Genomic DNA, 26,803 nt, shown 5'->3' with positions numbered 1-26,803 from the left:
GGTTTCGAACTGCGGTTTCTATGCAAACAGGATATATTATAAACTAAAATCAGTTAAATTTCAAGTTATATGACTTGTTACAATGTGGAAAGTGTTAATTAAAGCAGATTTTTATGTTATACTAGTTCAAGGTGATGAAAATGATAAGATATAGTCGAATAGTTGAAAAATTTAAAAGAGAAATAGTCATGTTGAAATCTACACCATGTCGATGGGGGAAGTGTACTTTCTGTGACTATATTGAGGATAATTCAAAAGATATTAATTATATTAATCAAATTAATAAAGAGATATTAGATGAGGTAACTGGAGAGTTTGGGGTGTTGGAAGTTATTAATTCAGGTAATGTTTTTGAACTTCCTAAAGAAACATTAGAAGCTATAAGAAAAACAATTGTTGATTGTAATATTAATTGCCTCTTTCTAGAAGCGCATTGGATTTATAGAAAGCGACTAGATGAGATTAGGGAATTTTTTAATGTTAAGATAATGTTTAAAACAGGTTTAGAAACCTTTGATGAGCAATTTAGAGAAAAGGTATTAATGAAAGGGTTTCAATATAAAGACATTGGTGAGTTAAAGGGTTTTTTTGATTCTATATGTCTATTAGTTGGAGTTGAAGGACAAACAAAGGCTATGATTAAAAAGGATATTGATCTAGCAAGAGAACATTTTAGTCATTTCACAGTAAATGTATATACAGAAAATTCAACAGCCATTAAACCAGATCATGAACTAATAAAATGGTTTCAAAAAAAATATAAATCGCTTGAGCAAGAATCGAAATGTGAAGTTTTATGGGTAAATACTGATTTTGGCGTAGGTTAAAAATACCGATAGGAATCATTTAATGAACATAAATTAGTATAGGAATGTTATTAGGTTGAAGCATTAATAGCATTCCTATCTAATATGGATATTCTATAGCTAATATTACTGTGTAAATCAATTAATTAGTTAGCTAACAAGTCAATCAAAGATGGTAAAAATGTATCCATGTCAGTATAGGTATCTCGATTTTCTTCGTAGTTGTCAAGCTCTTGATAGAGTCCCATCAATTGATTAAAACCACCGTATTCTACTTCTTTATGGATGATGGTATTTAAAGCTTTTTTTTCATCAAAAGTTTCCTTATATATTCTCCCCTCAATAGCTCTTACAAAATACTCATCAAAAATTCTATGATATGGCATACCTTGATACATAGGATTTTTCATAAATATCTTCTTATCTATGTTAGTCATTAATGCATTTATATGTTCACGTTGCTCAGCAACAGGTTTGTTGATGTAACTATGAAGGTATTCATGGATTGCTGATTCAACCATAAAGTCAATATCATATTTATAGGGATTCTGGGTGAAGTCATTAGGTGACTGATAGGTTACAATCTTATAACCATTTTGTGTCTTCAGAGAGTAAAAAGATGCCATGGAGGGTCTGAATAAGGTTAAGACTGTTTCGTATTCAATAGATGAATCACCAAAGTACTTCTCCTTTGTGCCCAAATAAGCCTCAGTATTACTAATAAGAGTTGTGATTTGGGTATCATCTATATGTTTAAGTATATAGTTATTCATATCTGTATACAATTTTGCATTTTCCATAAAAAAATCTTCTGCATGAGTATCTTCATAGAAAGCTTTCAGCCCTGTTAGAAAGGCATTAATTACTTCTAAGTCTTTAAAGACCCCTTGAAGATATTTATCATCAAAATCATGGATAGGTGTTAAAGAAGGATCATTACTACAACTTAGTAAAATACCAATAACATCACCATTGATATCTTCATAATTTACATATGCGTTAAAGTTTTTTATAAAATGATGTTCCTTATAAGGGGAGAAGTATTCTTTTGCCTTCTTATAGATTTCGTGACTTTCTGTATAGGGTAATAATACAGAACTATTAAAATCCAAATATAATGCACTAGCTATGATGTATGTATCCATCATATAGTTCGTATAAATTTTGTAGTTGACGGTGTCATTTGAAACATAAATTACATTAGAATCTGCAGTTTGTTTTTGAGACGTATGTATCCAACCCGTGGATAATAAAACGATAATAGCTATAACAATAAGGACCGGAATTACTGTTTTCTTGGACCTCAAGATAACATCTCCTTTTCATCAGTAAGATAATATTTCTGCTGTTATATGATATAATAATTAACCAATAATAGCAGCATTTAGATTATACACCTATTTAGTAAGTTTATCAATAATGTTCAAAATATAGGAAAGCCCTTGCGTAGTTAAAGCTGGTAATTACTATACTGTAACAGAAATTATTGCGTAGTAGAAAAGTAGAATAGATATGGTACAAGAAGTATAACTTTCATGTATATATGACATAGTGTTGTCGTAAAAGTTATGGTATTATAAGGTATAATAGGTAAAGAATCATTTCCACGAGAGATAAATTCAAATGTATATGGGAGGTTTCAATAATGCTTGAAATACCAGAAGCTGCGGTTCTAGCTGAACAGATGAATGAATTATTGATTGGTAAAGTCATTCAAAAAGTTATAACGAATCAGTCACCTCATAAGTTTGCATGGTTTGCAGGTGATCCTGAAGAATACGATGCTTTATTAAAGGGAAAAGAAATAAATAAAGCAGTTAATCATGGAGGATTAATTGAAGTATATTTAGATGATGTTCGGATGGTACTAGGAGACGGTGTAGCCTTAAGGTTATTCAGTGATAAAAGCAAACTACCTAAGAAGCATCAATTATGCATTCAATTTACAGATGGGAGCTTTCTTGTAGCCAGTGTCCAGATGTATGGTGGTATGTGGTGCTTCAAAAAAGGGCAATTTGATAATCAATATTATTTTATAGCTAAGGAAAAACCATCCCCGCTCTCTGACCAATTCAATGAAAAATATTTCAAGAAAATAACTTCTGAAGAGAGTGTTCAAAAGAAAAGTGTTAAAGCCTTATTGGCTACAGAACAACGTATACCTGGGTTAGGTAATGGGGTCCTACAAGATATACTTTATAATGCTGGAATCCATCCAAAAAAGAAAGTAAATAACCTTTCTGAGAAAGAAAAAGAGAGGATTTTTCAATCCATTAAAGATACCTTGTTTGAAATGACGATACAAGGAGGAAGAGATACAGAGAAAGATTTATTTGGCTGTTTTGGTGGTTATAAGACTAAATTAAGTAAAAGAACAGTTAATCAACCATGTGAAATCTGTGGCGGACAAATAATCAAGAAAGCATATATGGGGGGGAGTATATACTACTGCGAAAAATGCCAAGAAGAATAACAAAAGAGTTGGTTGAGAATTTGAAATTCTCAACCGATTTTTTTGACCTCAAATCAGGAATCACTTAAGATAAATTTAAGATTCTTTTTATTCCAAATGTATTGCCAAATAGATTGAAAAGAAATACAATGGAATTAAACACTGTTTAATTATTAAACGGTGTTTAATAAAAGGGAAAGCTGGTTACTAGTTTGAGTAAAGAGCGACAAAAACGTAAACAGGAAGAAATTAAACTTAAAATTTTGGATGCTGCAAGAAAAATAATTTCTCAAGAGGGTGTTAAAGGCCTTTCCATTCGTAAAATTACGAATGCTATCGATTATTCTCCTGCTATCATTTATCATTACTTTAAGGATAAAAATGAAATCGTAGAAACACTTACCAGTGAAGAATATCGAAGAATATTAACTTCACTTCAATCTATAGAGAGAAATGAGAATGAACCAGAAAAAGAAATGAAAGAATCTTTTAGGAAATATATAAAGGCTGCTCTAGTTGCGCCAGAAGAATATAGAGCCTTTATTTTAAGTGATGATCCCTTAATAATTAGTAAAACAAGTTTACTCCATCAGGGCGTATCTAAAAACAGTCCAACCATGGGGATGCTATGTGAAAATATCCAGAGAGGAGTTCGATTAGGGCGATATAAGCCGTGTGATCCAGAACTTACGGCTCAAATTTTATGGACGTCTGTTTTTGGCTTAGTCATGAAACTTATAATGGAAAAAGATGTGCCGCAAGTACAAATCGATCGCTTAATCGATCATCATTTTGAACTGGTATTGAATGGACTTATGTCAATAGATGAGGAGTAATGATTTTAACTAGTTTTAAAAAATAAAGTTATTTGTGAAAGGATGGATAGAGATGAAAACATTAATGATCTATGCCACAAAGCACGGAGGTTCAAAGAAATGTGTTAGTTTATTATCGGATCAGTTGATAGGTGAAATCGATCAATGTAATCTTAAAAGCAATCCAATACCTGATCTACAACAATATGATAAAGTAATTATTGGTGGGTCAATCTATGCAGGGAGTATACAAAAAGAAGTCAGTGAGTTTTGCAACAATCATATTCAGATTCTTGAAGATAAAAAGGTGGGTCTTTTTATTAGTTGTATGCAAGGGGGAGACTTAGCTAGAAATCAATTAAAAGAGTCTTTTCCAGATAAGTTGATTAGAAATGCTGTCGTGATGGAGTCCTTAGGTGGTGTATTTGACTTCAAAGACATGAATTTCTTTGAAAAGTTAATCATAAAAATGGTGACAAAGAATGATAAAGGTATCCCAGTTAAAAATGATGCTGGGGTAATAGACATGATTTCAGATAATAACATACAGAAGTTTGCAAAAGCTATGAATAATGCATAATCGCAGGAGGTGTTCGTCATAAGAACGATAGTGCTGGATGGTATGAAAAATCTTAATCCTTTAGGGACATGGTTAAGTAATTTTTTTTGTAAAAAAAATGAAGAATATGCTTATTTTCGATTAGAAGATATGCATATATCACCTTGTCGAAGCTGTGGTGCATGTGGTCATAAGACACCTGGAAGATGTGTGATAGAAGATGATATGCCTGAAATTCTAAGAGGCTATGCAACATGTGATGTTGTCATCATGCTCACCCCTATCACATTTGGAGGTTATTCCTCACTACTAAAAAAAGCTGTGGATAAGTTGGCGTTGACAGCATTACCACTGTATATGGTAAAGAACGGTCATCTTTTACATCCTTCCCGTTATGGGAGCAAGACACTAATTGTAATTGGCGTGGTAGAAAAAGAAATTCCTGCCCAAGTAGGATGTTTCAAAACCTTAGTAGAGAATAACGCATTAAACATGCTATCCTCTGCAAAAGCCCTCATATACCGTTCCCTAGAAGATCTAAAAGTGATTGAGACTGAAGTGGCTAATGCCCTTATGGAGGTCATATAACATGATACATAAAAAACTTCTTATCTTCAATGGTAGCCCACGAAAAAAAGGAACGTCATTTAGTTTTGGGCGAACCCTCAAAATACTAATAGAAGAAGCAGGTCATACTGCAGAAATTCTGCATGTTATTGACTTTTTTGATGAAAAGATAAGCTTAGAGGGTTTAAAATATAATATAGAGAAAAGCGATATGATTGCTTTGGTAGCCCCACTCTATGTGGATACGCTACCTTATCCAGTTATGTGGTTTCTAGAAAAGTTAGCTGCTGATTTTCAAACAGATCTTCGAGGAAAAAATTTCTTTGCCATAGGGCAATGTGGTTTTCCTGATATAACACGTAACGAGCCTCTTATCGAATCTTGTAGGCTCTTTGCTGAAGAAACAGGTATGAAATGGTTAGGTGGTTTAAGCTATGGAGGAGGAGCAATTTTAAATGGTAAGTTAGTAGAAAATCTAGGGAAAGAGGGAAGAAAAATTACTGCAGCTTTTAAATTGGCTTTAGAAGATGCCCTCCAAGGAAAGCAAATATCTTCAAAGTCACAAGAATTGATAACAGTCAAAATTCCTAGAATCTTATTAAGACCATTGGCAGCTTTTCTCAACCATCAATCGAGGAAGTTAGGAAAAGAGAATGGGATCAAAGACCTTACAAAAAAAGTTTATCTTGAATAATATTAATAGACCTTCATATTAAAAGCGTAATAAGGTAACACTAATAACAAATACGCTGTTATAATGGAGGATTGCAAGATGAAAATTACATTATCCAATATTAAAAATACTGAAGGTCTATTTGAAAGAATTAATAAATGTAAAGGTAAAGTAGAACTTATCACTAACGAAGGTGATGTACTTAATATGAAATCAAAACTCTCACAAATAATTATGGTTGCTAATCTACTGGATAACCCAATCATCAAAGAAATGCAGTTGAAGTTTTATGAAGAAGAAGATTTTAAGAATATGATGAACTTTCTAATGTCAGGCGATAAGAGCCTTGGTAAAGAGTAAAGATTAAGTGAGCCCAGTAGGCTCACTTGCTTTTTAGTATAGGAAAGTACTGCGTTTTGCTCGCAAGGTACCATACTTTCCTATCACCAGTTTAAATGTGGCGTTAGCCACTTTGTACTATTACTTTATCTATTTGTTTATACAGCATTTTTTGTATTTCTTACCACTTCCACATGGACAGGGGTCATTTCTGCCGATTTTTTTATCTTTAACAACGATATGCGCTTTATTGAATTCTTTTTTTATTTCTTTTCTTTTTTCTTCTGTTAAAATATGCTCCCATTGTGGAAGGTTGTAAAGCCAATCTGCCTTAGCATCAAGCATATTATAATAAAGTTTTTCAAAATCAATAGAAAGTGTTACTTGGCTTTCTTCGGTTAAGCTATTTAAATCCAGCGTTTCTGTAAGACTTGTGTTAATACCATCTAAAAATCCGGTGAAAGTGATAGAGTCCATGTCAAATTTCTCAGCTAGTTGACTTAGTGGTCCTCCAATCATTTCATCTTTATGCTCTAAAATATATTCATAATTTTTCTGTTCCTTTACAAGATAAGCTTCCCAAAAGGCATTGTATTCTTCTTGCGTGCGCTCAACGTAAGCTTGTCCTTGCCATTGTTCATATAAAGACATTCAACTTCTTCCTTTCGTGTTGTTAATATATTTAATCTAAATTAATTCCTAAGTATTATATCATATATTATGCACCTAATGGTATATAAATTAAACGCTTTGGAGTTAGTGGTATACATATAGGCTGTAGCTCATATATTTAGGGTAAAGTAACGGATTGATGTTAATGGGGAGGACGAGTTTGAGGCAAAATAATAATGCATTAGACAATTGCCATGAAATAATAACCTCAGAGGATTATGTAGATATTTACGCGTTAAGGTTATTACCTGATGTAGATATAGAAGAAGTTGCAGAAGAAGCTGGCGCAGAATGCATACAAAAGATTACGGATAAGGATTATATATTTCATATTAAGGTGGGGGAGGGTGCATGTAGAGAATTTTATAATAGTATTCCATACCTAAAAGTACCTAATATATACACACTATCGAGTTTGAGTAGTATAGAGGCTGCTGGAATAGGTCCTGTGCTTAAGAGTGAAGCTTTAGATCTTTCAGGTAATGGTGTAATCATTGGGATTATAGATACTGGTATAGATTATACTCATGAAGCATTTATTTATGAAGATAATACAAGCAAGATTATAAGTATATGGGACCAGACCCAAGCTGGAAGTCCACCAGATGGATTTCAATATGGAACAGAGTATACAGATGAGCAAATAAATGAAGCTTTAGAATCCGAAACACCCTTATCACTTGTACCAACAGGTGATGAAATAGGTCATGGGACTTATATTGCGGGTATATCAGCAGGAAGACCAAACAGAAAGAAAAATTTTAGTGGTGCAGCACCTAATGCAGATTTAATAATTGTAAAACTTAAAGAATCAAAAAAATGCATTCTGGAATTTTTTGAAGTAAAGGAAGATGCAATTGCTTTTCAGTCTAATGATATTTTGCAAGGATTAAATTATATCATAAAAAAAGCTAGGGAATTAAAAAGACCTGTCGTTGTATTATTTACAGGGGCATCAAATGAAGGTCCACATAATGGAGATGCTTTGCCTGAAAGAGTATTCGCAGAAATGGGTAGATCATACGGTGTTATTATAGTTTTAGCGGCTGGCAATGAAGCTAATGCATCACATCACTTTCACGGTGTTTTTGAAAAGAAGGAAAAGAGAAAGGAGGTTCAATTAAATATTGCAGAGATGGAAAGGGGACTTTTTATAAGCCTATGGAGTCGTCTTCCGGATGAATTAGAAATTGAGATAATTTCGCCTAGCGGAGAAACCACAGATAGAGTTCCTGCAATATCTGGTAAATGGCAGAAGTTTGCATTCCCCATCGAATCTACAGAGATATTAATTGATTATGAATTAATTGAAGAAAGGACAGCTGAGGAGGCAATATATATAAAAATAATTAATCCGACTTCAGGATTATGGACACTCGTCATTTATGGAGAGATTATTATTAATAAAGAATTTAATATTTGGTTACCCGTTAGAGGTTTAATTGATGATAATACTATCTTTCTGAAACCAAGTCCTGATACGACTATAGTTAATCCAGCTGCCAATAAAAGAACAATAACTGTGGGCGCTTTTAATGATGTTATTAATAGTATCTATGTACCTTCAAGTCGAGGTTATACAACCGAAAACCTTGTTAAGCCTGATATCGTTGCACCTGGAGTTAATGTTTTTGGTCCTTATCCAAAAGATCAATATGGTGTTATGTCAGGGACCAGTGTATCAGCTGCTATGACTGCTGGAGCCAGCGCTCTTTTATTAGAATGGGGTATTATTAAAGGTAATCAGCCAGCATTAAACACAATGGCTGCAAAAACACATTTAGCTAGAGGTGCTATGAGAAGAACTGGAATAACTTATCCAAATAGAGAATGGGGTTATGGAGAACTAGACTTATTAAATACATTTAAGATTATAGAAAGGTAATTAGTTAAGGGGAGGAGTCCTTTGAGACAAGATAATAATAATGATATAGATTGTGATGCAATTATTAAATCAAATGATTATGCTGACCTCTATGAATTTGGTCTATTAGCAGATGTGGAGGATATCGCCAAAGAAGTTGGAGCTGCTTGTACTCAAAAGCTGACTGATACAGATTATATCTTTCATATTAAGTTGAATGGTGAGAATTGTGAAGAATTCTATCGACAATTTAGATACATGCCTATACCTAATATCTATGCACTCTCCAGTTTGAGCAGTATTGAAACAGCAGGAATTGGTCCTGTGTTGAAGAGCAAAGCGCTGGATTTATCAGGTAGGGGCGTTATCATAGGCATTATTGACTCAGGGATTGATTATACCCATGAAGCTTTTGTTTATGAGGATAATACCAGCAAGATCTTGAGTATATGGGATCAGACAGAAACTGGAAATCCTCCGGATGGCTTTCAATATGGAGTGGAATATTCAAAGGAGAAAATAAACGAGGCATTGCAAGCAGAGAACCCTTTAGAAGTAGTACCAACCACTGATGAAGTTGGTCATGGGACTTTTATTGCTGGGGTTGCGGCAGGTAGACCTAATAGGAGTAAGAATTTCAGTGGTGCAGCACCAGATTCGGATCTAGTGATTGTTAAGTTAAAGCCTGCTAAGAAGTGCTTATTGGATTATTATCAGGTAAAGGAGGATGCTATTGCTTTTCAATCAAACGATATCATGCAAGGCTTGAATTATCTCGTGAAGAAATCAAGAGAATTTGATCAACCTCTTGTAGTATTGTTTGCAGGGGGATCTAATGAAGGACCTCATAACGGTACGGTTTTTCTTGAGAGAGAGTTTGCAGATTACGGTAGTTTGTATGGTGTCATCAGTGTAATTGCTGCTGGAAATGAAGCTGATGCATCCCATCATTATCATGGAATTTTTGAGGGAGATGAGAGAACCAAAGAGGTTCAGCTAAATATTTCTGATGATGAGCGAGGTTTGTTTATCAATATGTGGAGTCGCCTACCTGACGAGTTAACGGTTGAGTTTATTTCACCTAGTGGGGCTAGCACAGGGAAAGTACCCTTTAAGTCCGGGGAGTGGCAAAGGATGGAGTTTCCCCTTGAATCTACAGAAATTCTAGTTAACTATGAATTAATTGAAGAACGTACAGGTGAAGAAGCTGTTTATGTTCGTATAATCAGTCCAACACCAGGGGTATGGACCATAGTTGTCCATGGGGATATTATTATCAATGGTGAGTTTGATATCTGGTTACCCGTCCGGGGTTTAATCAATGATAATACAATATTTTTGCAATCGAGTCCTGACACAACCATCGTTAATCCATCAGCAAGTGTGGGAACAATAACAATTGGGGCATTTAATGAGGTTATCAATAGCCTCTATGTACCTTCTAGCCGAGGATATACAACAGATATGCGTATTAAACCTGATCTCGTTGCACCAGGAGTTAACGTTATAGGTCCCTATCCAAGAGGTCAATATGGTGCACTATCTGGTACCAGTGTAGCAGCAGCAATAACAGCTGGTGCATGTGCTCTTCTATTAGAATGGGGGATTGTAAAAGAAAATCAGCCGACAATCAATACCATTGCAGCGAAGACTTTTTTAGCGAGAGGTGCAATGAGAAGATCAGGTATGATTTATCCAAATAAAGAGTGGGGGTATGGTGAATTAGATTTGTTTAACACATTCCGAGTGATTAGTGGGTAGGTGATTTGTTATTGCTAAAAAGATGACGATATTAGTGGTATGTTTGATTGGTTGCCTGATCACGCCTATAATTCTGCGACAAATTAACAAGCAACAGGATGTTTACTATATTAAGAACAATGAAATAGTTAGGGAAGCAAATTTTACTGAAGACGACGATATAAAGATCATTGAATCTTCTGATGACCTGCATTATAGGCTAATAGACTTTTCCTCAGGTTATACATTAAAATATCCTAAGGAAATGAAGGTTGATTTATCCTTAGCTCCTATTAGGACTGTTATAGTAGATGAGGATAAACAGATTGAGATCTATTATGATAATTTCAGTGATACGATTAATTCACCTTTCGTTTATACCAATTATAGTAATCAATTTCTTGAAAATAAGAGAGACCATAAGAAGGTGGTGCAACAAGAAGTGTCCATTAATGGTATGGATGTATCACTATTAATGTGGCAACGAGATAAGCTTCAAAGAGTTCATAATGATAAGAATTATTATGTTAGTGCAGATATCGTAAAGAATGAGGAGGAAGTCTACACAGTATTCATAAAGTCAACGGTACCTTTTAATAATCAAGAAGATTATATGAGTTTTCTTGAAAGCTTTAAACTTATAGAAAGAAAAGGTACTCCTCAGTTTACAACTACCTTTAAGAATAAAAAAAGAGATTGGAACAAAGAAACAGCAGCATTTTATAAACAATATTTTGCGGATGATAGCACTTTAACATGGGGGATATTTGAGAACTCAGCACCCCAAAGTTTTGAGTTTCTTAGTAATTTAGAAAGCGAGTTGAACTTTACCTTCGACTTTTTATTAAAATACCAGTCCCTATCCAGTGAGGGGTTTCCCATGAAAGAGATGAAAAATGCTTATGAGCATGGAAGAGTCGTCGAACTAACTCTCCAAACTATGTTCTTAGATGGAAGGGATAACGCTAGTATTACATATGAGATCTTAGATGGTCAGCATGATAATTTTATTATAGAATACGCTAAACAGATGAAGAGATTTGGGCACCCTGTTTTATTCCGTTTAAATAATGAAATGAATGGTGATTGGTGCGTTTACTCTAGCTATTACTCATCTAAGGATACTAGTCTATATAAAGCGGTGTGGCAATACATCTACAGAATATTCGAAGATGAAGGTGTAGATAATGTACTCTGGGTTTGGAATCCAAATGATATTTCATTCCCGAATTTCAAATGGAATCATTATTTGAATTATTACCCTGGAGATGAGTATGTGGATATCATTGGCTTAACAGGATACAATACTGGGACCTACTATACAGGAGAAAATTGGAGAGAATTCAAAGCCATCTATGACCCCCTTTATGATGAGTACATGGAAGTGTTTAATAAACCCTTTATGATTACAGAATTTGGCTCTAATTCAGTAGGTGGTGATAAGGTTAAGTGGATTAATGATATGTTTGATAGGATTGATCACTATGATCATGTTAAAGTAGCTATATGGTGGAATGGTATTGACTGGGATGCAGATAAGCAACCAGCTAGAATATACCGTCTGGATGAAAATGAGGCGATAAAAGACATTTTCAAAGATAGACTAGAAGCATATCGATAAGTAAGAACAACACAGTCTAGATTGCATAAGCTAGGCTGATTTTTTATAGTGTAAGAAGGAACCGTACTTTCCTATTTCAGTTTAATGTGACCTTAGCCACTTAATGCAAATTCTATAAAATGAATTAAAACTATTTTTGTCATTAGAAATAGTCTATAATAGATTATGATAGAAGAATTTGTTAATATATATGTAAATGTTTGATGAGGATATGAAAGGATTAACTAATGAAAAAAAGAGGAAATATTGATGCTACTGAGGGAAGTATTAAAAAGAATTTATGGCTATTAGCATGGCCAATTATGATTGGAAATCTCATTCAAGTCGCCTACAACATGGCTGACACCTTTTGGGTTGGTAAGTTGGAAAATAGTACTGAAGCCATAGCAGCCGTCACCATCTCATTTTCCGTAATTATTGTACTAGTATCTTTAGCGGCAGGGTTGGGTGTAGGTTCAGCCACATTAGCTGCACAATATTATGGTGCAAAAAAGTTTGAGAAAGTGGAAGAAGTCACCTATACTTCTTTAATTGTTGTGGGAGCAGTTGCCTTATTTTTTGTATTAGCAGGTATCTTATTTCAAGGACCTTTATTCAGACTACTTCAGACACCGGATCATATTATGCCAGTCGCAAAAGAATATTTTATTATTATTATGGTAGGTATGCTGTTCATGTTTATATTCTTTATCATGAGTGGTATACTACGTGGGGTGGGTGATACGAGAACGCCTATGATAGCGGGGATTCTATCAGGTATACTTAATATGATTTTGGACCCCTTTTTAATATTTGGATGGTGGGGGTTCCCAGAGCTAGGTGTTGCTGGGGCAGCCTATGCCACAGTTTTTTCACGATTAATTGCTTCAATTTATATCTTTTATGTTGTAGTACGAGGGAAGACTTTTTTAAAAATGAACTTGAAGCATTTCAAAGTTGATTGGGAGATTACGAGACAACTATTTAAAATAGGTATACCATCAAGTATTTCTCAAGCTGCTATTAGTCTTGGAGGAACAGTTATCATTGCAAGAGTCAATAGCTTTGGTGAAATAGCAACTGCAGTACATGGTATTGGTTCAAGATTGGATTCACTGCTATTCATGCCAGCATTAGGGCTTTCCCAGGCTGCTAATTCCATGGTCGGACAGAATCTCGGTGCAGGGAAAAAAGAACGTGCTTATGAAAGTGGCAAATATGCCATGAAGTCTGTATTCGTAATACTTCTAGTTTTAGGAGGTATTTTAGCACTTTTCCCAACAGCTTTCTTTACATTATTTGATGTAGATCATGCAGTTGTCGAGTTAGGGAGATACTACGTCTATGGTGTGACCTTATTTTTTGCCTTTGTTGCATGCAGGATGGTCATGTCTCATGTTTTTCAAGGAGCAGGAGCAGCATCTTTATCCATGTGGTTGAGTCTCATCTGCTTGTGGGGATTTAGAGTACCATTTGCATACATCTTATCCTTTACGACGCTGGGGGTTAAAGGGGTATGGTTAGGAATGGGTTTATCTTTTGTGGTTAGTTTTCTATTTATGTATTATTATTATAAAAAGGGGGCATGGATGGATAAAGCCGTTGTTCACGAAGCTTTTGATTAAATAGATTATAGGGGGATGTATATTGGTCAAATCAATTGTAAGAAAAGTGATGTTTATAACTTTGTTTTTAGCTGGTATCGTGTCTTTATATTTATTGTTTATGACTGTAACGGATTATAAACCGGAAGAAATAGAGATATTGAACATTGAAAACAATCAGCAATCTGTTTTAACTTTAGAAGATACTTTATCCATCATAACCTACAATATAGGCTATTGTGGTCTGGATCAAGATCAGGATTTTTTTATGGATGGAGGAACAGGATCAAGGTCTAACAGTAAGGATAATACAATAGAGAATCTAACTGAAATAACCAGCTTTCTAGTGGATCAACAACCTTCATTTATACTTATTCAAGAGATGGATATTGATGCTACAAGAAGTCACCAAGTGAATCAATACGAACTCTTAAAGGAAAATCTAATAGGATATAATGCTAGCTATGCTACTAATTACAAAGTACCATGGGTGCCTATACCCATTACAAAGCCTCATGGCTACGTAGAATCAGGATTAGCAACCTTCTCTCAATATGATGTATCTTCAGCAATTAGGTATCAATACCCAGGAAAAGAAAAATGGCCAAGACAATTAGCGTTACTGGATCGTTGCTTCTTAGAAAGTAGAATACCAATTGAAGATGGGAAAGAATTAGTTGTTATCAATTCGCATCTTTCTGCTTATGATAAGGGTGGAGTCATCAGGGCGCAACAATTGACTTATTTAAAAGAATGCCTTACAGACGAATATCAGAATGGGAATTACATAGTAGTTGGGGGCGATTGGAATCACCTATTACCAGGAGTTGATCAAGCTGTCTTTGAGAATAACTTACCATGGCCGGATTGGTTAAAGGATATACCAGATGATTTTACTCCTGAAGGATTTAATTGGGGAGCAGATCCAAGAGTGCCAACTAATAGAACAAACGAAGCACCTTATGTAAAAGGCGAAAATTATGTGTCTATTATTGATGGGTTTTTAGTATCTCCTAATATAGAGATACAAGAAGTTGAAGGCATTTCATTAGAATTTCAAAACTCAGATCATAATCCTGTAAAGATGACTTTTAGACTGGATAAGTAGATGTTATAGACTAAAATGGTATTAATGTATAATGATGGTTTTTGGTTATAATAAATATATTGGATTGTATTTCTGATACACATTTGAAGTAGAGTTGGAGGTACTAATGAAGTATTCAAAAGGAATAGGATGCCTTATTGAGATTGTATTGTTTTTATTAGTAATAGCTTTTGGCAGTATGCTAAAAGATACTAGCATACTGCCACTTTGGATACAGATTCCACTACTGATTCTTATTGGTTATATTTATAAAGTCAAAGACTGGATAACTCCCCATAATAGATCAGAAGCTAGATTAAAAAAAGCAAGAAAGAGTAGGAATAAACATAAAGCCATTGATCTCTATATTGAAGTATTAAATAGTGATTATTTATCTAAAGAAGATGAGATATTGGTTTTAGAAGAGGTAGCTAAACTCTATTCTGAGATTGGGGAATTTAAAAAATCTCACGATTATTATTGTAAAGGTATTAAGCATCTTGAGAAGGGATTAGAGGAGTCCTTTTTATCTGAGTCAGAGCGCTTGGAGGCATTAGGTAGGATAGGTTTTTATTATTATAATATCGAGGATTATCAATCAGCTGTTAATTACCTTGATAGAGCCTTAGACATAGGTTTATATCAACCATACTTTAAACCAGATCAAGCAATTCTTTTGAGAATAATGAAGGTATACTTAGCAAACAATCAACTGCAAAATGCAATTCATATTTATAGAACATTATTACATCTAAAACAAGTTAAAAAAAGTAAAGAGATCGATGAACTATTAGGTATATACGAAAGATGAGAAGGAATCTCATCTTTTCTTAATATATTTTTATTTTTTATGGAACTTTTTTCATACCGTTTCGTCTAAAGTATAGAAAGCATTAAGAAAAATGTAGGTCAATAGATACTGAAAGGGGCAATCTATCATGAAAAAGAGGATTGTAAGTGTTGTTTTAGTTTGTGCACTTTTAATTACTGCTATATACAGTAATTCATTTAATAGTAGTATAGAAGTAAAAGCTGAAGCTTTTAGAAATGGCTATACACTCATTCCGCAGGAGCAAGATTCTACTGGAATTAGTACAAAGTCAACTTTTTTACTACAATCAGAGGAAGAAAAAATAGCTCTTGAGCAGATTGATAAGGAATTAACCATTAACCCAGAAATAGAGTTTACTGTTAGTGAACAGGCAGATGGCTTCCTCATAACATTAGAAAAAGAACTGGAAAAAAATAAACTATATACTTTTAAGTTTTTGGAATCGACTTGGACATTTCAGACAACTGCAGATTTCAAGCTTCTAGGAACATTACCACGTACAGAGACTTCTAATGTTCCTGTTAATACAGGCATAGAATTATATTTTAGCCATTATGGCGCAGAAGTAGAGGATTATTTTGAAATAGAACCCAATGTAAGTGGTAAATTTGAAGAGCATGGCAATGTTGTTGTCTTTGTGCCAAATGCATTAAAAGAGAAGACGATTTATACAATAACACTTAAAGCAGGATTATCATTAGCTGAATCTGAACAATCATTAGAAGAAGATTATACATTTACTTTTGAAACAGCTGCAAAAGATGAAAGTGAGTATACAGAACCTAAGGGTTATTTTAATTTTAGTAATATGATGAATGAATTTGGTACTGATGAAGTACCCAAAATTCCAATGAATTATTATGTCTATAATGATAAATATGACGATTCAATTAAGACCAATGTATATGCTTACAAGAGTATGAATGATTTTATTGAAGCAATTGATAAGTTTAGTGAAACACCATCATGGTCTTATTTTGGAGTAGAAGAAAATAAAATAGCAACAGAAGGATTAGACGAAGTCATGTCCTTCGAACAGCCTATTAATCAAGAAAGATCTTATCAGCAGTTTTTAGACTTACCAGAAGGATTGCCAGAAGGTTATTATCTTGTGGATTGTACTTGGGAAGATATTCAGTTTCAAACATTTATTCAAGTGACGGATTTAAGTTTCTACTATATGGAATCCATTGATGGAAGCTTACTGTGGATTAATGACTTAAAATCAGATAAACCCGTAAATTCTGCTACCGTTAGCGAAGTGGGTACTGACAATCTTTACACAAGTAATGATGATGGTATAGTAGAAATCAATAACCAATCTGATCAAAATGAAAAGAAAACCTATACCATAGAAGCCAATGGACACAGTGCTGTATTGCTCACCTATAGATATTACTATTATGGTACTAACCAAAGTGACATGTATTGGAAGTACTTCCAGACAGATCGAAATCTTTATCAACCAGATGATAAAGTTAAGTTTTGGGGCTTCATGCAACATCGCTATGAAGATGAAAAGATTGATGAAGTAACAGTAGAAATTGGTCAAGGCGGATGGTGGTATTGGGATTTCTTACCTTACTTTGGTCAGGAAATGCCTTACGTTATAGAGACATTTAAAGTGGAGAATGGATTCTATAACGGAGAATTAAGTTTACCTAACCTCGAACAAGGTGGCTATCAACTAACGATTAAACATAAAGATGAGATTATTTCAAGTACCTATATAGAAGTTGAAAACTATGTGAAACCAGCTTATAAAATTGAGGTTACCAAAGATAAGGAAGCAATTTTTGTAGGCGAAGAGGTTAACTTTGAAGTGAGTACTATGTTCTATGAGGGAACACCAGTAGCCAATTTAGATGTGAATTATAATATTGGTGGTATGGATTATAAGGAAGGGGTTACTACGACGGATTTACTTGGTAAAAGTGTCATTAGTTTTACCCCAAAATATAATTCAGGGTACCAGGATATTGTATTTGCCTACGCCAATGCCTACGCAAGGTTACCTGAATCAGGACAAATCTATGCTGATGAAACTATCCGAGTATTTGTGAATGATATTCATGTAAACATAGATGCTAAAATTGAAGATAATAAAGGATTTGTTACAGCTCAGGTAAATGAAATTGATTTAGAAAGAATCAATAATGGTACTGCTGAAAATGATTATGATTTTTTAAGTAATTCAGTAGAAGGTCAAAAGATTACTGGAGTTATTTATAAAAATGAATGGAAAAAAAGAGAAGTTGGTCAATACTATGACTTCATCAATAAGGAAGTTAAAAAGCAATATGATTATTATAAGGAAACAACAAAACTACAAGATATCGTTTTAGTAACGGATCAAGAAGGTAAGGCGCAAGTAGAGATTAATCTTCCGGAAGATAAAAACTGTTATTATACAGCAGAATTAATGACAACAGATTTATCAGGAAAGAAGATGACATTCGACCCCTATTTTTCAGAACCATGGTCTTACGATCCCTATGATTATGATTACTATATGCTTCAATCTGAAAAAGAAGAGTATAATGTAGATGAAATGATGGCTATCCAATTTGTAAAAGGAGAAGAGGCATTAGGAGAAGGTAACTACCTTTACGTTACGGCTCAAAATGGAATCAAAGACTATGATGTAACAGATTCATCGTCTTATAGCAAAGTATTTGATTTAGCAAGTATCCCTAATGTTGAAGTAAAGGGTATTTACTTTAATGGTAAAACCTATATAGAATCCGATAGCTTTATACCAAGACTCAATTTTGAAAAGAATAGAATTATATTTACTGCTGAGACTGATAAATCAACATATAAACCTGGTGAAGAGGTTACAGTTAACCTAAAAGCTCAAGTATATTCTGATGAGATGCAAAGATTAGTCGATGCTAAAGATGTTATGGTAAATGTGAGTATAGTTGATGAAGCCTTATTTGAGTTATGGGATCAGAATGTAGATACTTTGCAGGAACTTTATCGCTGGATTGGTGGAGGGATTAATAGTACCTATGCTTCACATAGCAATTCAGGTAATAATATGATTGAACCTATGTATTATGGTTTGGATATGGCGAAAAGTGATGTTATGGAAGATGCAGCAGTTCGAGCAAATTATTCGATGGTTACTAAGGAGTCCTCTGCAGAAGTATATGTTCGCTCTGAATTTAAAGATACAGCCATCTTTGAAACGGTTTATCTTGATGAAAAGGGTGAGGGAACTCTTACATTTAAGTTACCAGACAATGTTACTGCATGGCGTATGACAATGGCTGGCATTTCAGAAACACTTCAAGCGGGATCAAATATTGAAGAACTAAAAGTTACACTACCATACTTCATCAGCACAAATATTAACTCAACTTACCTTGTGGGTGATCAACCATTTATAGGGGTTACCACTTATGGTAATGAACTTAAAGAAGGTGAGGCAGTTCATTATGAGGTCACCTGCGAAGAAACAGGTTATGTAACAACTGCAGAAGGTAAAGCATTTGAACGTGTTAATATTCCACTATGGGAAATGGAGGAAGGTAATTATCATATTACTGTTAAGGCAGTATCAGAATCAGGTTATTCTGATGGATTAAAAGAAGAAATTAATGTTGTGAAAACTTATCACAAAGTTGAAGCTGCTGATTATTATGATTTAGAACCTGGACTCACTGTTAAAACCAATGATGCTGGGATGACGAGCTTAACATTTGTTGATCAAGGGAAAGGGTTGTTAATGCCAACATTATACTCTTTAGCATATAACAGTGGTAAACGAGTTGATCAAAAGTACTTAGCATATAAAGCTAGGGATATACTGATGAATTCATACGGTATGGAATTCTATGAAAATGAAGAAGTAGTTTTAGAGGATTATCAAGTAGACGATGGTGGTTATGCCATTCTACCTTATTCTGAAAGCGATGTGGAAACTACAGTAAAATTATTGCCAGTTATAAAAGAGGATACAAATACACTAAAAGTTAAGATGTATCTCTATAATGAGTTAAATAATGAGGAAAGCAGAAACAGAGCTGCTGCGTTGTATGGCTTAGCTTTACTAGGTGAACCAGTTTTACTTCAAGCTGAAACATTAGAACAAATTTCCAATCTTACATTTAAAGAAGAGATATATCTAGCATTGGCATTTGCTGAGCTTGGCGATCTTTATAAAGCAAAAGCGTTATACAAAAATGAAATCCAAGGCTATGTTGAGACCTATGATAATGTTGCAAGAGTTCAATATGGGCATACAGAAGACAGTTACCTTGAATATACAGCGTTAGTAATGATGCTGGCATCACAGCTTGATCTTGAAGAAAAAGAGTTGTTCTTTGATTATGTGACTCATGCATATTCTAAAGAAATACTTGTCAATGCAGAACTAATGGTTTATGTTGGTGAAGAAATAGGCGGCTTAGCTGATGAAGAGCTTAAGGTGAGCTATATCTATGATGGTGAAGATTATGAAAAGAATGTTAAGAATGGTTGGGCGGTAACCGTTAAAGTTCCTTCAATTAAATTAAAGGATTTTAAGATCACAGATGTTGAAGGAGAAGCTGCACTTGTAGCCGTTTATGATAAAGAGATTGTATCAAATCAAAAAGATGAGGACTTAAAAGTAACAAGAACCTACATGAGTTATTCGACTGGAGAGGTTACTAATGACTTTGAAGAATCTGATATTGTTAAAGTGAAAATCGATTGGGATATTGCTAAGACAGCAATTGATAATGCTTACACGATAACTGATTTTGCACCGTCAGGTTTAAAACCAATTGATAATCCTTGGGAGATAGGGTTGAAAACTGGTAATGGTTATTGGTACAGAGATATAGACGGTCAAAGGGTAACTTTCCATGTTTATAAGAATACTGAAGAATATCAACCACTTTATTATTATGCGAGAGTAGTTACTCCTGGAACGTATAATGCAGAAGGAGTCATTATTCAAGGTAGCAAAGTAAAAGATAGTATGTGTATTGGTGAAAGTGATCAAGTAACTATAAAAAAATAATGTATATTCAACGAATCTAATTACCATAATTCGATACAAAAAGACATCTACAAAAGTAGGTGTCTTTTGTGTTATAGTAAATAATGACACATAATATTAACTATGGTATAATTATGTAGTATTATAACGTAGAGGTTTAAATAATAGCATATAATACCTCGAACCTTGATAGGATTCTTGGTATCAATTAATAGGGGAATAATATATAGGGGAGTAACATTGGATGAAATTAATAAGAAATATGAAACTAAGATCAAAAATGGTTTTCGGATTTTCCTTAGTTATGATACTGATGCTAGCAGCGCTTTCTTTTGGCTTATTTGGACTACTCAATAATAGTCAACAATTTGCAGATTTTAGGATTATAGCAAATGAAGTAAAAATGGCTGAAAAAATTCAAACTGAACTGCTATCCAGCCGGATTTCTTTTAATAATTTCGTAGCATCAGGAAATGAAGAAATGGCTTATACTTTTGATGAACAATATTATCATATGGAACAGTATATAGCAGATTTTATTAGACTAAGTAGGAATAATGACCGGGTACAATATGTTAGTACTATTGAAAAAGAACTGAAGAATTATAATGTGGGATTTAAACATATTAAAGAACTGGATGAAAAATCTTATCAAATATATGATGATATTGTAACTACCGGTACAGAAATGGTTGATGCAATAAAGCATATTAAAGATATTGCTTATGCTGAAGAGAATGAAGTTATTCTAGATCTAGCAGCAAATAGTCTCCAGTACTTACTAACTGCAAGACTTTATGCTTCTAAATATTATGATTTCCATGAAGAGGAGAATTTTGAATCTTACATAGATAATTATGTCTTGTTTATGGAGTATGCAAATGAATTAAGAAATAAAACTGAGGGTTATCAATATAACGCTGATTTAAATACTCTTGAAAAGAATCTAAGTATCTATTCCGACGAGATGTTAGAACTAAGTCAGTTCATTAAGGAAATGGATCAATTGATTTTTGAGATGGATCAGATAGGTACTAATGTAACAAAAATTATAGAAGAAATAAACAACTCCATTATTTTGGAGGAAGAGATATATGAAGAAAAAATTGAAAGTCAAGTGACCATGATGATAAGTGCCATGGGGGTTATAGCATTTATAGCATTAATCTTCTCAGTATTAGTAGCTCTTGGTTTACTTAAATTAGTACTAGTTCCTATACAGACTTTAACAGAAACCTTCAAAGCGATAGCTTTAGGTGATGTGGATCTAGATTTTAGACTTGATGAAAGAAGTAAAGATGAAATAGGGACAATGGCAGGATCATTCAATCAATTCATGATTAAGTTAAAGGACATTATGAATAATGTCAGATATCAAAATTGGTTAAAGACTGCTCAATCAGATATAAATGATCTATTAAGGGATGAAGAAGATATTGTTACATTGAGTAGTAAGATTATTAGCTATTTATGCAATTACATCGATGCGAATATTGGTGCGTTCTATCTCAATAACGAAGATAAATTATCAATGACAGCTTCATTTGCCTATCATAACAGAAAAGGTGTGCCTAAGATTCTTCAACCAGGGGATGGTCTTGTTGGACAGGCGGCACTTGAGAAGAAGAAATTTGTTATAACAGAGATACCTGATGATTATGTGGCTGTTCAATCTGGTTTAGGAGAAGCTGTTCCTAAAAATATTATCGTGTTACCTTGTATGTACGAAGAAGAATTAATGTGTGTTATTGAGATTGGAAGTTTAAAGGCTTATACAAGAGAAGAAATTAATCTATTAGAGGCTTTAGCAAATGTTATTGGTATTTCCATCAACTCAGCAAAACTAAGAATCCAAATGAAAGAGTTGCTAAATAAAACTTTGAATCAAGCTGAAGAGTTACAGGTACAGCAAGAAGAACTTAGGCAGACTAATGAAGAGTTGGAGGAGCAGGCAGTAGCTCTTAAAGAATCAGAAATGCGTTTGCAGACTCAACAAGAAGAGTTAAAAGTATCTAATGAAGAATTAGAACAACATTCCCGTGAATTAGAGCTGCAGAAGCAAGAATTAGATCAAAAAAATCAAGAGATTATTGCATCACAACAATTAATTTTAAATAAGGCAGAAGAACTTGAGACCATTAATCGTTATAAGTCGGAGTTTTTAGCCAACATGTCCCATGAATTGCGAACACCATTAAATAGCATATTAATTTTATCTCAATTACTATCTAATCGTGATTCAAAGGAACCATTAACAGAGAAAGAGCTTGAGTATGCAACGACCATTAATTCGTCAGGGACTGATTTGTTAACATTGATCAATAGTGTACTTGATTTATCAAAAGTTGAAGCTGGTAGACTTGAACTCAACCATGAGGATTTGAACTTGAATGGTATTTTAAGTGAATGTGATAAACTATTTAAACCAGTTGCAGAGGTTAAGCAGATTGAGTTTAAGACAGAACTTGAAAATGGGCTACCAGAAACCATCACTAGTGATGGTATGCGTTTGCTTCAGGTTATCAAAAACTTAATATCTAATGCGATTAAGTTCACTCATACAGGAGAAGTGGTTTTAGCTATTAAAAAGCCTAAGATGTCTGATAAGAATATGGTAATAGATAACTTAAATGATTACATAGCTATAGAAGTTCAGGATACAGGGATTGGTATACCTGAGGACAAAAAAGAGGTTATATTTGAAGCCTTCCGACAATCAGATGGGACAACAAGCCGCCAATATGGAGGAACAGGATTAGGGCTGACGATTTCACTTGAATTAGCACATGCTCTTGGTGGTCATATATTATTAGATAGTCAAGTAGGTAAAGGAAGTACATTTACGATTTTGATTCCTCTAAAGCTACAAATGAATCAAGCTAAAGTTAAAGATAATATGGATTCTAGAACGATCATTAATAATGCTATTAACTATGAAGATCTTCATAAAGAAGAAGCAATATCTTTATCTCTAGAAGATCGTGTAAAGACATTACTCATTATAGAAGATGATAATAATTTTGCGACCATTTTAGCGGACATAGCTAAAGATAAAGGTTATAAAGCTGAGATTGCTTTAGATGGAATAACAGGTTTTAATAAGGCCGTAGCAATTCAACCATCAGCTATTATTTTAGATATTGGTCTTCCAGATATCAATGGTATGGATTTAGCTAAGAAGTTAGGTCAACATAAGACAACGAAGGATATTCCAATACATATCATTTCTGGTTCAGAGAGTGATGAAAACAGCAGTATGCCAAAGAGTATTATTGGTTATTTAAAAAAGCCCGTTGATATTAAGGCTATCTACGAGACGCTTGCTAAACTAGAAGGGTTACAGCAAAAGGGATTAAAACAATTATTGATCGTAGGTGATTGTGGAGGAGAAAGCTTCGAATACTTTACAAACATGGGGCAGGTTGAGCTTCAACAAGTGACTTCAGGAAGAGAAGGATTAGAGTGTTTGAAGAATGATGATTATCAATGTGTTGTACTTGATATTAAGCTCTCTGATATGAGTGGTGTCGATTTCTTAGTTCAACTTAAAGAAGAGCTGGAGTACGCTGTTCCAGTAGTTATTTATACTGATGAAGAGATGGATGATCAACAGGTTGATGATATTAACCAATATGCTGATAGCATTATTCTAAAAAGTTCTAAATCACAAGATCGATTAGTTGATGAGGTTCTCATATTTTTACATGACATTAATAAAAATATTGAAGACTATATAGCTATCACAGGAACCGATAATAATCAAGTAACCAAGGGACTTAAGAACAAGATAGAAAATATGGATATATTCAGTGATAAAAAAGTATTACTGGTTGACGATGATGAACGCAACCTATTTGCTTTACTTAATGTACTCGAGCAATATGGCATTGAAGTGATAGTTGCTAAAAATGGCGAAGATGCTATTAAGTCATATAAAGAGTTTAAAAACATTGATCTGATTTTAATGGATATCATGATGCCTAAGATGGATGGTTATGAAGCAATAAGGACAATAAGAGGTCTTGAATCTGCAAACAAGATACCTATTATTGCATTAACAGCCAAGGCTATGAAAGATGATAGGGATAAATGTATAAAAGCAGGTGCTAATGATTATATGACCAAGCCAATAGAGATTGACAAACTCATATCTTTACTTAAGGTGTGGTTAGTATGAAGAAAGTAGAAGAAGCAATCATGACCACTGAAGAAATTGAAGTTAAACTATTTATTGAAGGTATGTATTTAAAACATGGTTATGATTTTCGAGACTACTCTTGGTCTCATATGAAACGAAGGATTAAGAATAAGTTATTAATGAGTAACCTGAATAGTATTTCAGAAATGCAGCATAAGATGTTAACAGATGATGCGTACTTTAAGAGTTTACTACCTGAGTTCTCAATCAATGTAACAGAGATGTATAGAGATCCTGAGTTTTTTGACTATGTTAGAAAGGAAATCATACCTTTACTGAAAACCTATCCAAAGATTAAAATCTGGCATGCTGGATGCTCTACTGGAGAAGAGGTCTATTCAATGGCTATCATGCTTCAGGAAGAGGGGGTGTATGATCGATGTCAGATTTATGCCACTGATTTCAATGAAAAAATACTTGAAAAAGCTAAAGAGGGCATCTATCCATTAGAGGTAGTCAAAGATTATACAAGTAATTATATTCAAGCCGGAGGGAAAGTTAATTTTGCAGATTATTACACTGCTAAGTATGATGCAATAATTATGCATCAATCTTTGAAGAAAAATATCATTTTTGCTTGTCATAATGTTGTAACAGACCAAGTCTTTGGTGAAATGAATATGATTATATGTAGAAACGTCATGATTTACTTTAACAATGAATTACAGAATAGGGTTATAAAATTATTCAATGAGAGTCTATGCAAAGGTGGGATCCTATGTCTAGGATCAAAAGAAACTTTAAAAACTAACGAAGCACAGGGTTATTTTGAAGTTTATGAAGCCAAGCAGAAAGTATACCGAAAAAGGTTAATAAACAGAGAATATAACAATTTACATAGAAGCACTTACTTTAAATAATTTCATGATAATGAAATGATATTACTAAAGAAAAAAATTTTTTTTTAATGATAGATTTGAGAAGTAATTTATTACTTTTCTAGTGAGCATTAAAAGAACGGGAATTAGGAGAAAGTTTATGAATGAAAAGGTTGACATACTTATAGTAGACGACAAGAAAGAAAATCATCTTGTCATGGAGAGTGTTTTAACAGATAAAGAGCTAAATTTAGTTAAGGCAATATCAGGAGAAGAAGCTTTAAAATTATGCTTATCTCATTCTTTTGCTGTTATATTAATGGATGTGCAGATGCCAAATATGGATGGTTTTGAAGCTGCAAGACTACTAAGAAGTATTGAGAAAACAAAACATATACCTATTATTTTTGTTACAGCCATTAGTAAAGAACAAAAATCTATTTTTAGAGGCTATGAAGTGGGGGCAGTAGACTATCTATTTAAGCCATTTGATCCGATAATACTTAGAAGTAAAGTCAATATATTTAAAGAAATGTACCTTCAAAGAAGATTGATTGAAAAACAAGCTGAAGAATTAGCTGTTAAAGTAGAAGAACTTAATCGCATGGAAGAAGAAAAGCAGTTATTAGAAAGTATCAGTATGGAAGATAGCTTAACCCAGACTTATAATAGAAGAGGGTATGAAAGATTATTTAATATACATTGGAAAAACTGTGCACGGTACCATTTGCCTTTATCTCTCATCTTATTGGATATGGATCATTTTAAAAATTACAATGATCATTACGGTCATGTTAGTGGAGACGAAGTACTTAAAGATGTCTCTAATGTTCTTATGGAAAGTTTAATGAGGTCAGAAGATTTTGTAGGTAGATTTGGTGGGGAAGAATTTATAATTGTATTACCAAACACCCCAATGGATGGTGCATTATTAGTAGCAGATCGTATTAATGATGAGTTGGCAAAACTTGATATTAAACATGAGTATAATGATGATTTTGGACGCGTTACAGTGAGTATGGGAATAGCTATGGCAATGCCAAGTCAAGCACTCTCTCCTATTCAAATTATTGATCAGGCAGATGAACTACTCTATAAAGCTAAGAATTCAGGGAGAAACAGATATATGTATAAGAAAATAGAATAGATAAAGAGAGAACTGTTGAGTTAACAGTTTTTTTTTA

At 33.7% G+C, this 26,803-nt stretch carries 19 protein-coding genes; 17 read left to right on the top strand and 2 right to left on the bottom strand.

Annotated features, from left to right (window positions below; translation table 11 throughout):
- The first annotated feature begins 140 nt into the window (after positions 1 to 140).
- Entirely contained in the window at positions 141 to 827 is a 687-nt protein-coding gene (locus C1Y58_RS06910) for a radical SAM protein (protein ID WP_105615285.1), read from the top strand.
- Between the two features lie 125 nt (positions 828 to 952).
- Here the strand turns inward: C1Y58_RS06910 and C1Y58_RS06905 are convergent, their stop codons facing one another.
- A complete protein-coding gene (locus tag C1Y58_RS06905) occupies positions 953 to 2,113 on the bottom strand; it encodes a DUF4932 domain-containing protein (protein WP_105615284.1) in 1,161 nt (386 codons plus the stop codon).
- A 338-nt stretch (positions 2,114 to 2,451) separates the two neighbouring features.
- Here C1Y58_RS06905 and C1Y58_RS06900 point away from each other — a divergent pair, with 338 nt between their 5' ends.
- The 6 genes from C1Y58_RS06900 to C1Y58_RS06875 all read left to right on the top strand — a co-directional run bounded on the left by C1Y58_RS06900 (position 2,452) and on the right by C1Y58_RS06875 (position 6,232).
- On the top strand, positions 2,452 to 3,279 hold the full coding sequence (locus C1Y58_RS06900; RefSeq protein WP_105615283.1) for a DNA-formamidopyrimidine glycosylase family protein: 828 nt from the start codon (positions 2,452 to 2,454) through the stop codon (positions 3,277 to 3,279).
- Between the two features lie 191 nt (positions 3,280 to 3,470).
- Positions 3,471 to 4,094, top strand: coding sequence for a TetR/AcrR family transcriptional regulator (locus tag C1Y58_RS06895; protein ID WP_157949992.1), 624 nt, complete (start codon positions 3,471 to 3,473; stop codon positions 4,092 to 4,094).
- 52 nt (positions 4,095 to 4,146) lie between these two features.
- Entirely contained in the window at positions 4,147 to 4,653 is a 507-nt protein-coding gene (locus tag C1Y58_RS06890) for a flavodoxin domain-containing protein (protein WP_105615281.1), read from the top strand.
- 42 nt (positions 4,654 to 4,695) lie between these two features.
- Positions 4,696 to 5,220, top strand: a complete 525-nt coding sequence (locus tag C1Y58_RS06885) for a flavodoxin family protein (RefSeq protein WP_157949991.1) — start codon at positions 4,696 to 4,698, stop codon at positions 5,218 to 5,220.
- 1 nt (position 5,221) lies between these two features.
- The gene (locus C1Y58_RS06880) at positions 5,222 to 5,893 is read left to right on the top strand and encodes an NAD(P)H-dependent oxidoreductase (protein WP_105615279.1); all 672 of its coding nucleotides are present in this window, start codon (positions 5,222 to 5,224) and stop codon (positions 5,891 to 5,893) included.
- A 78-nt stretch (positions 5,894 to 5,971) separates the two neighbouring features.
- A complete protein-coding gene (locus C1Y58_RS06875; RefSeq protein ID WP_105615278.1) occupies positions 5,972 to 6,232 on the top strand; it encodes a polya polymerase in 261 nt (86 codons plus the stop codon).
- Between the two features lie 129 nt (positions 6,233 to 6,361).
- On the opposite strand, the gene C1Y58_RS06870 is transcribed toward C1Y58_RS06875, so the two are convergent.
- Positions 6,362 to 6,862, bottom strand: coding sequence for an SEC-C metal-binding domain-containing protein (locus tag C1Y58_RS06870; RefSeq protein ID WP_105615277.1), 501 nt, complete (start codon positions 6,860 to 6,862; stop codon positions 6,362 to 6,364).
- A gap of 181 nt (positions 6,863 to 7,043) precedes the next feature.
- Between C1Y58_RS06870 and C1Y58_RS06865 the strand changes: the two genes are divergently transcribed.
- The 10 genes from C1Y58_RS06865 to C1Y58_RS06820 all read left to right on the top strand — a co-directional run bounded on the left by C1Y58_RS06865 (position 7,044) and on the right by C1Y58_RS06820 (position 26,766).
- Positions 7,044 to 8,768, top strand: coding sequence for a S8 family peptidase (locus C1Y58_RS06865; RefSeq protein WP_170311541.1), 1,725 nt, complete (start codon positions 7,044 to 7,046; stop codon positions 8,766 to 8,768).
- 21 nt (positions 8,769 to 8,789) lie between these two features.
- Complete coding sequence (locus tag C1Y58_RS06860; protein WP_105615275.1) at positions 8,790 to 10,508, top strand: S8 family peptidase; 1,719 nt, start codon at positions 8,790 to 8,792, stop codon at positions 10,506 to 10,508.
- 43 nt (positions 10,509 to 10,551) lie between these two features.
- A complete protein-coding gene (locus C1Y58_RS06855) occupies positions 10,552 to 12,108 on the top strand; it encodes a glycoside hydrolase family 26 protein (protein WP_242985351.1) in 1,557 nt (518 codons plus the stop codon).
- Positions 12,109 to 12,335: 227 nt separating this feature from the next.
- Positions 12,336 to 13,712, top strand: a complete 1,377-nt coding sequence (locus C1Y58_RS06850; RefSeq protein WP_105615273.1) for an MATE family efflux transporter — start codon at positions 12,336 to 12,338, stop codon at positions 13,710 to 13,712.
- 22 nt (positions 13,713 to 13,734) lie between these two features.
- Positions 13,735 to 14,799: an endonuclease/exonuclease/phosphatase family protein gene (locus tag C1Y58_RS06845; protein WP_242985350.1), complete on the top strand. Its 1,065-nt coding sequence runs from the start codon at positions 13,735 to 13,737 to the stop codon at positions 14,797 to 14,799.
- 106 nt (positions 14,800 to 14,905) lie between these two features.
- Positions 14,906 to 15,589, top strand: a complete 684-nt coding sequence (locus tag C1Y58_RS06840; RefSeq protein ID WP_105615272.1) for a tetratricopeptide repeat protein — start codon at positions 14,906 to 14,908, stop codon at positions 15,587 to 15,589.
- A gap of 127 nt (positions 15,590 to 15,716) precedes the next feature.
- On the top strand, positions 15,717 to 20,624 hold the full coding sequence (locus C1Y58_RS06835) for an Ig-like domain-containing alpha-2-macroglobulin family protein (RefSeq protein ID WP_105615271.1): 4,908 nt from the start codon (positions 15,717 to 15,719) through the stop codon (positions 20,622 to 20,624).
- Between the two features lie 223 nt (positions 20,625 to 20,847).
- Positions 20,848 to 24,780, top strand: coding sequence for a response regulator (locus C1Y58_RS06830; protein ID WP_105615270.1), 3,933 nt, complete (start codon positions 20,848 to 20,850; stop codon positions 24,778 to 24,780).
- Entirely contained in the window at positions 24,777 to 25,661 is an 885-nt protein-coding gene (locus C1Y58_RS06825) for a CheR family methyltransferase (RefSeq protein ID WP_105615269.1), read from the top strand. Before C1Y58_RS06830 ends, C1Y58_RS06825 begins: the two co-directional genes overlap by 4 nt.
- A 118-nt stretch (positions 25,662 to 25,779) precedes the next feature.
- Positions 25,780 to 26,766 carry a GGDEF domain-containing response regulator gene (locus C1Y58_RS06820; RefSeq protein ID WP_105615268.1) on the top strand — a complete coding sequence of 329 codons (987 nt, stop codon included), beginning with the start codon at positions 25,780 to 25,782 and terminating at the stop codon, positions 26,764 to 26,766.
- Positions 26,767 to 26,803: the final 37 nt, after the last annotated feature.

This window comes from Vallitalea okinawensis (assembly GCF_002964605.1).
Classification (GTDB): Bacteria; Bacillota; Clostridia; order Lachnospirales; family PQDH01; genus Vallitalea_A; species Vallitalea_A okinawensis.
Note: the sequence above shows the minus strand (reverse complement) of the source record. Positions and strands in the feature narration are given on the sequence as shown.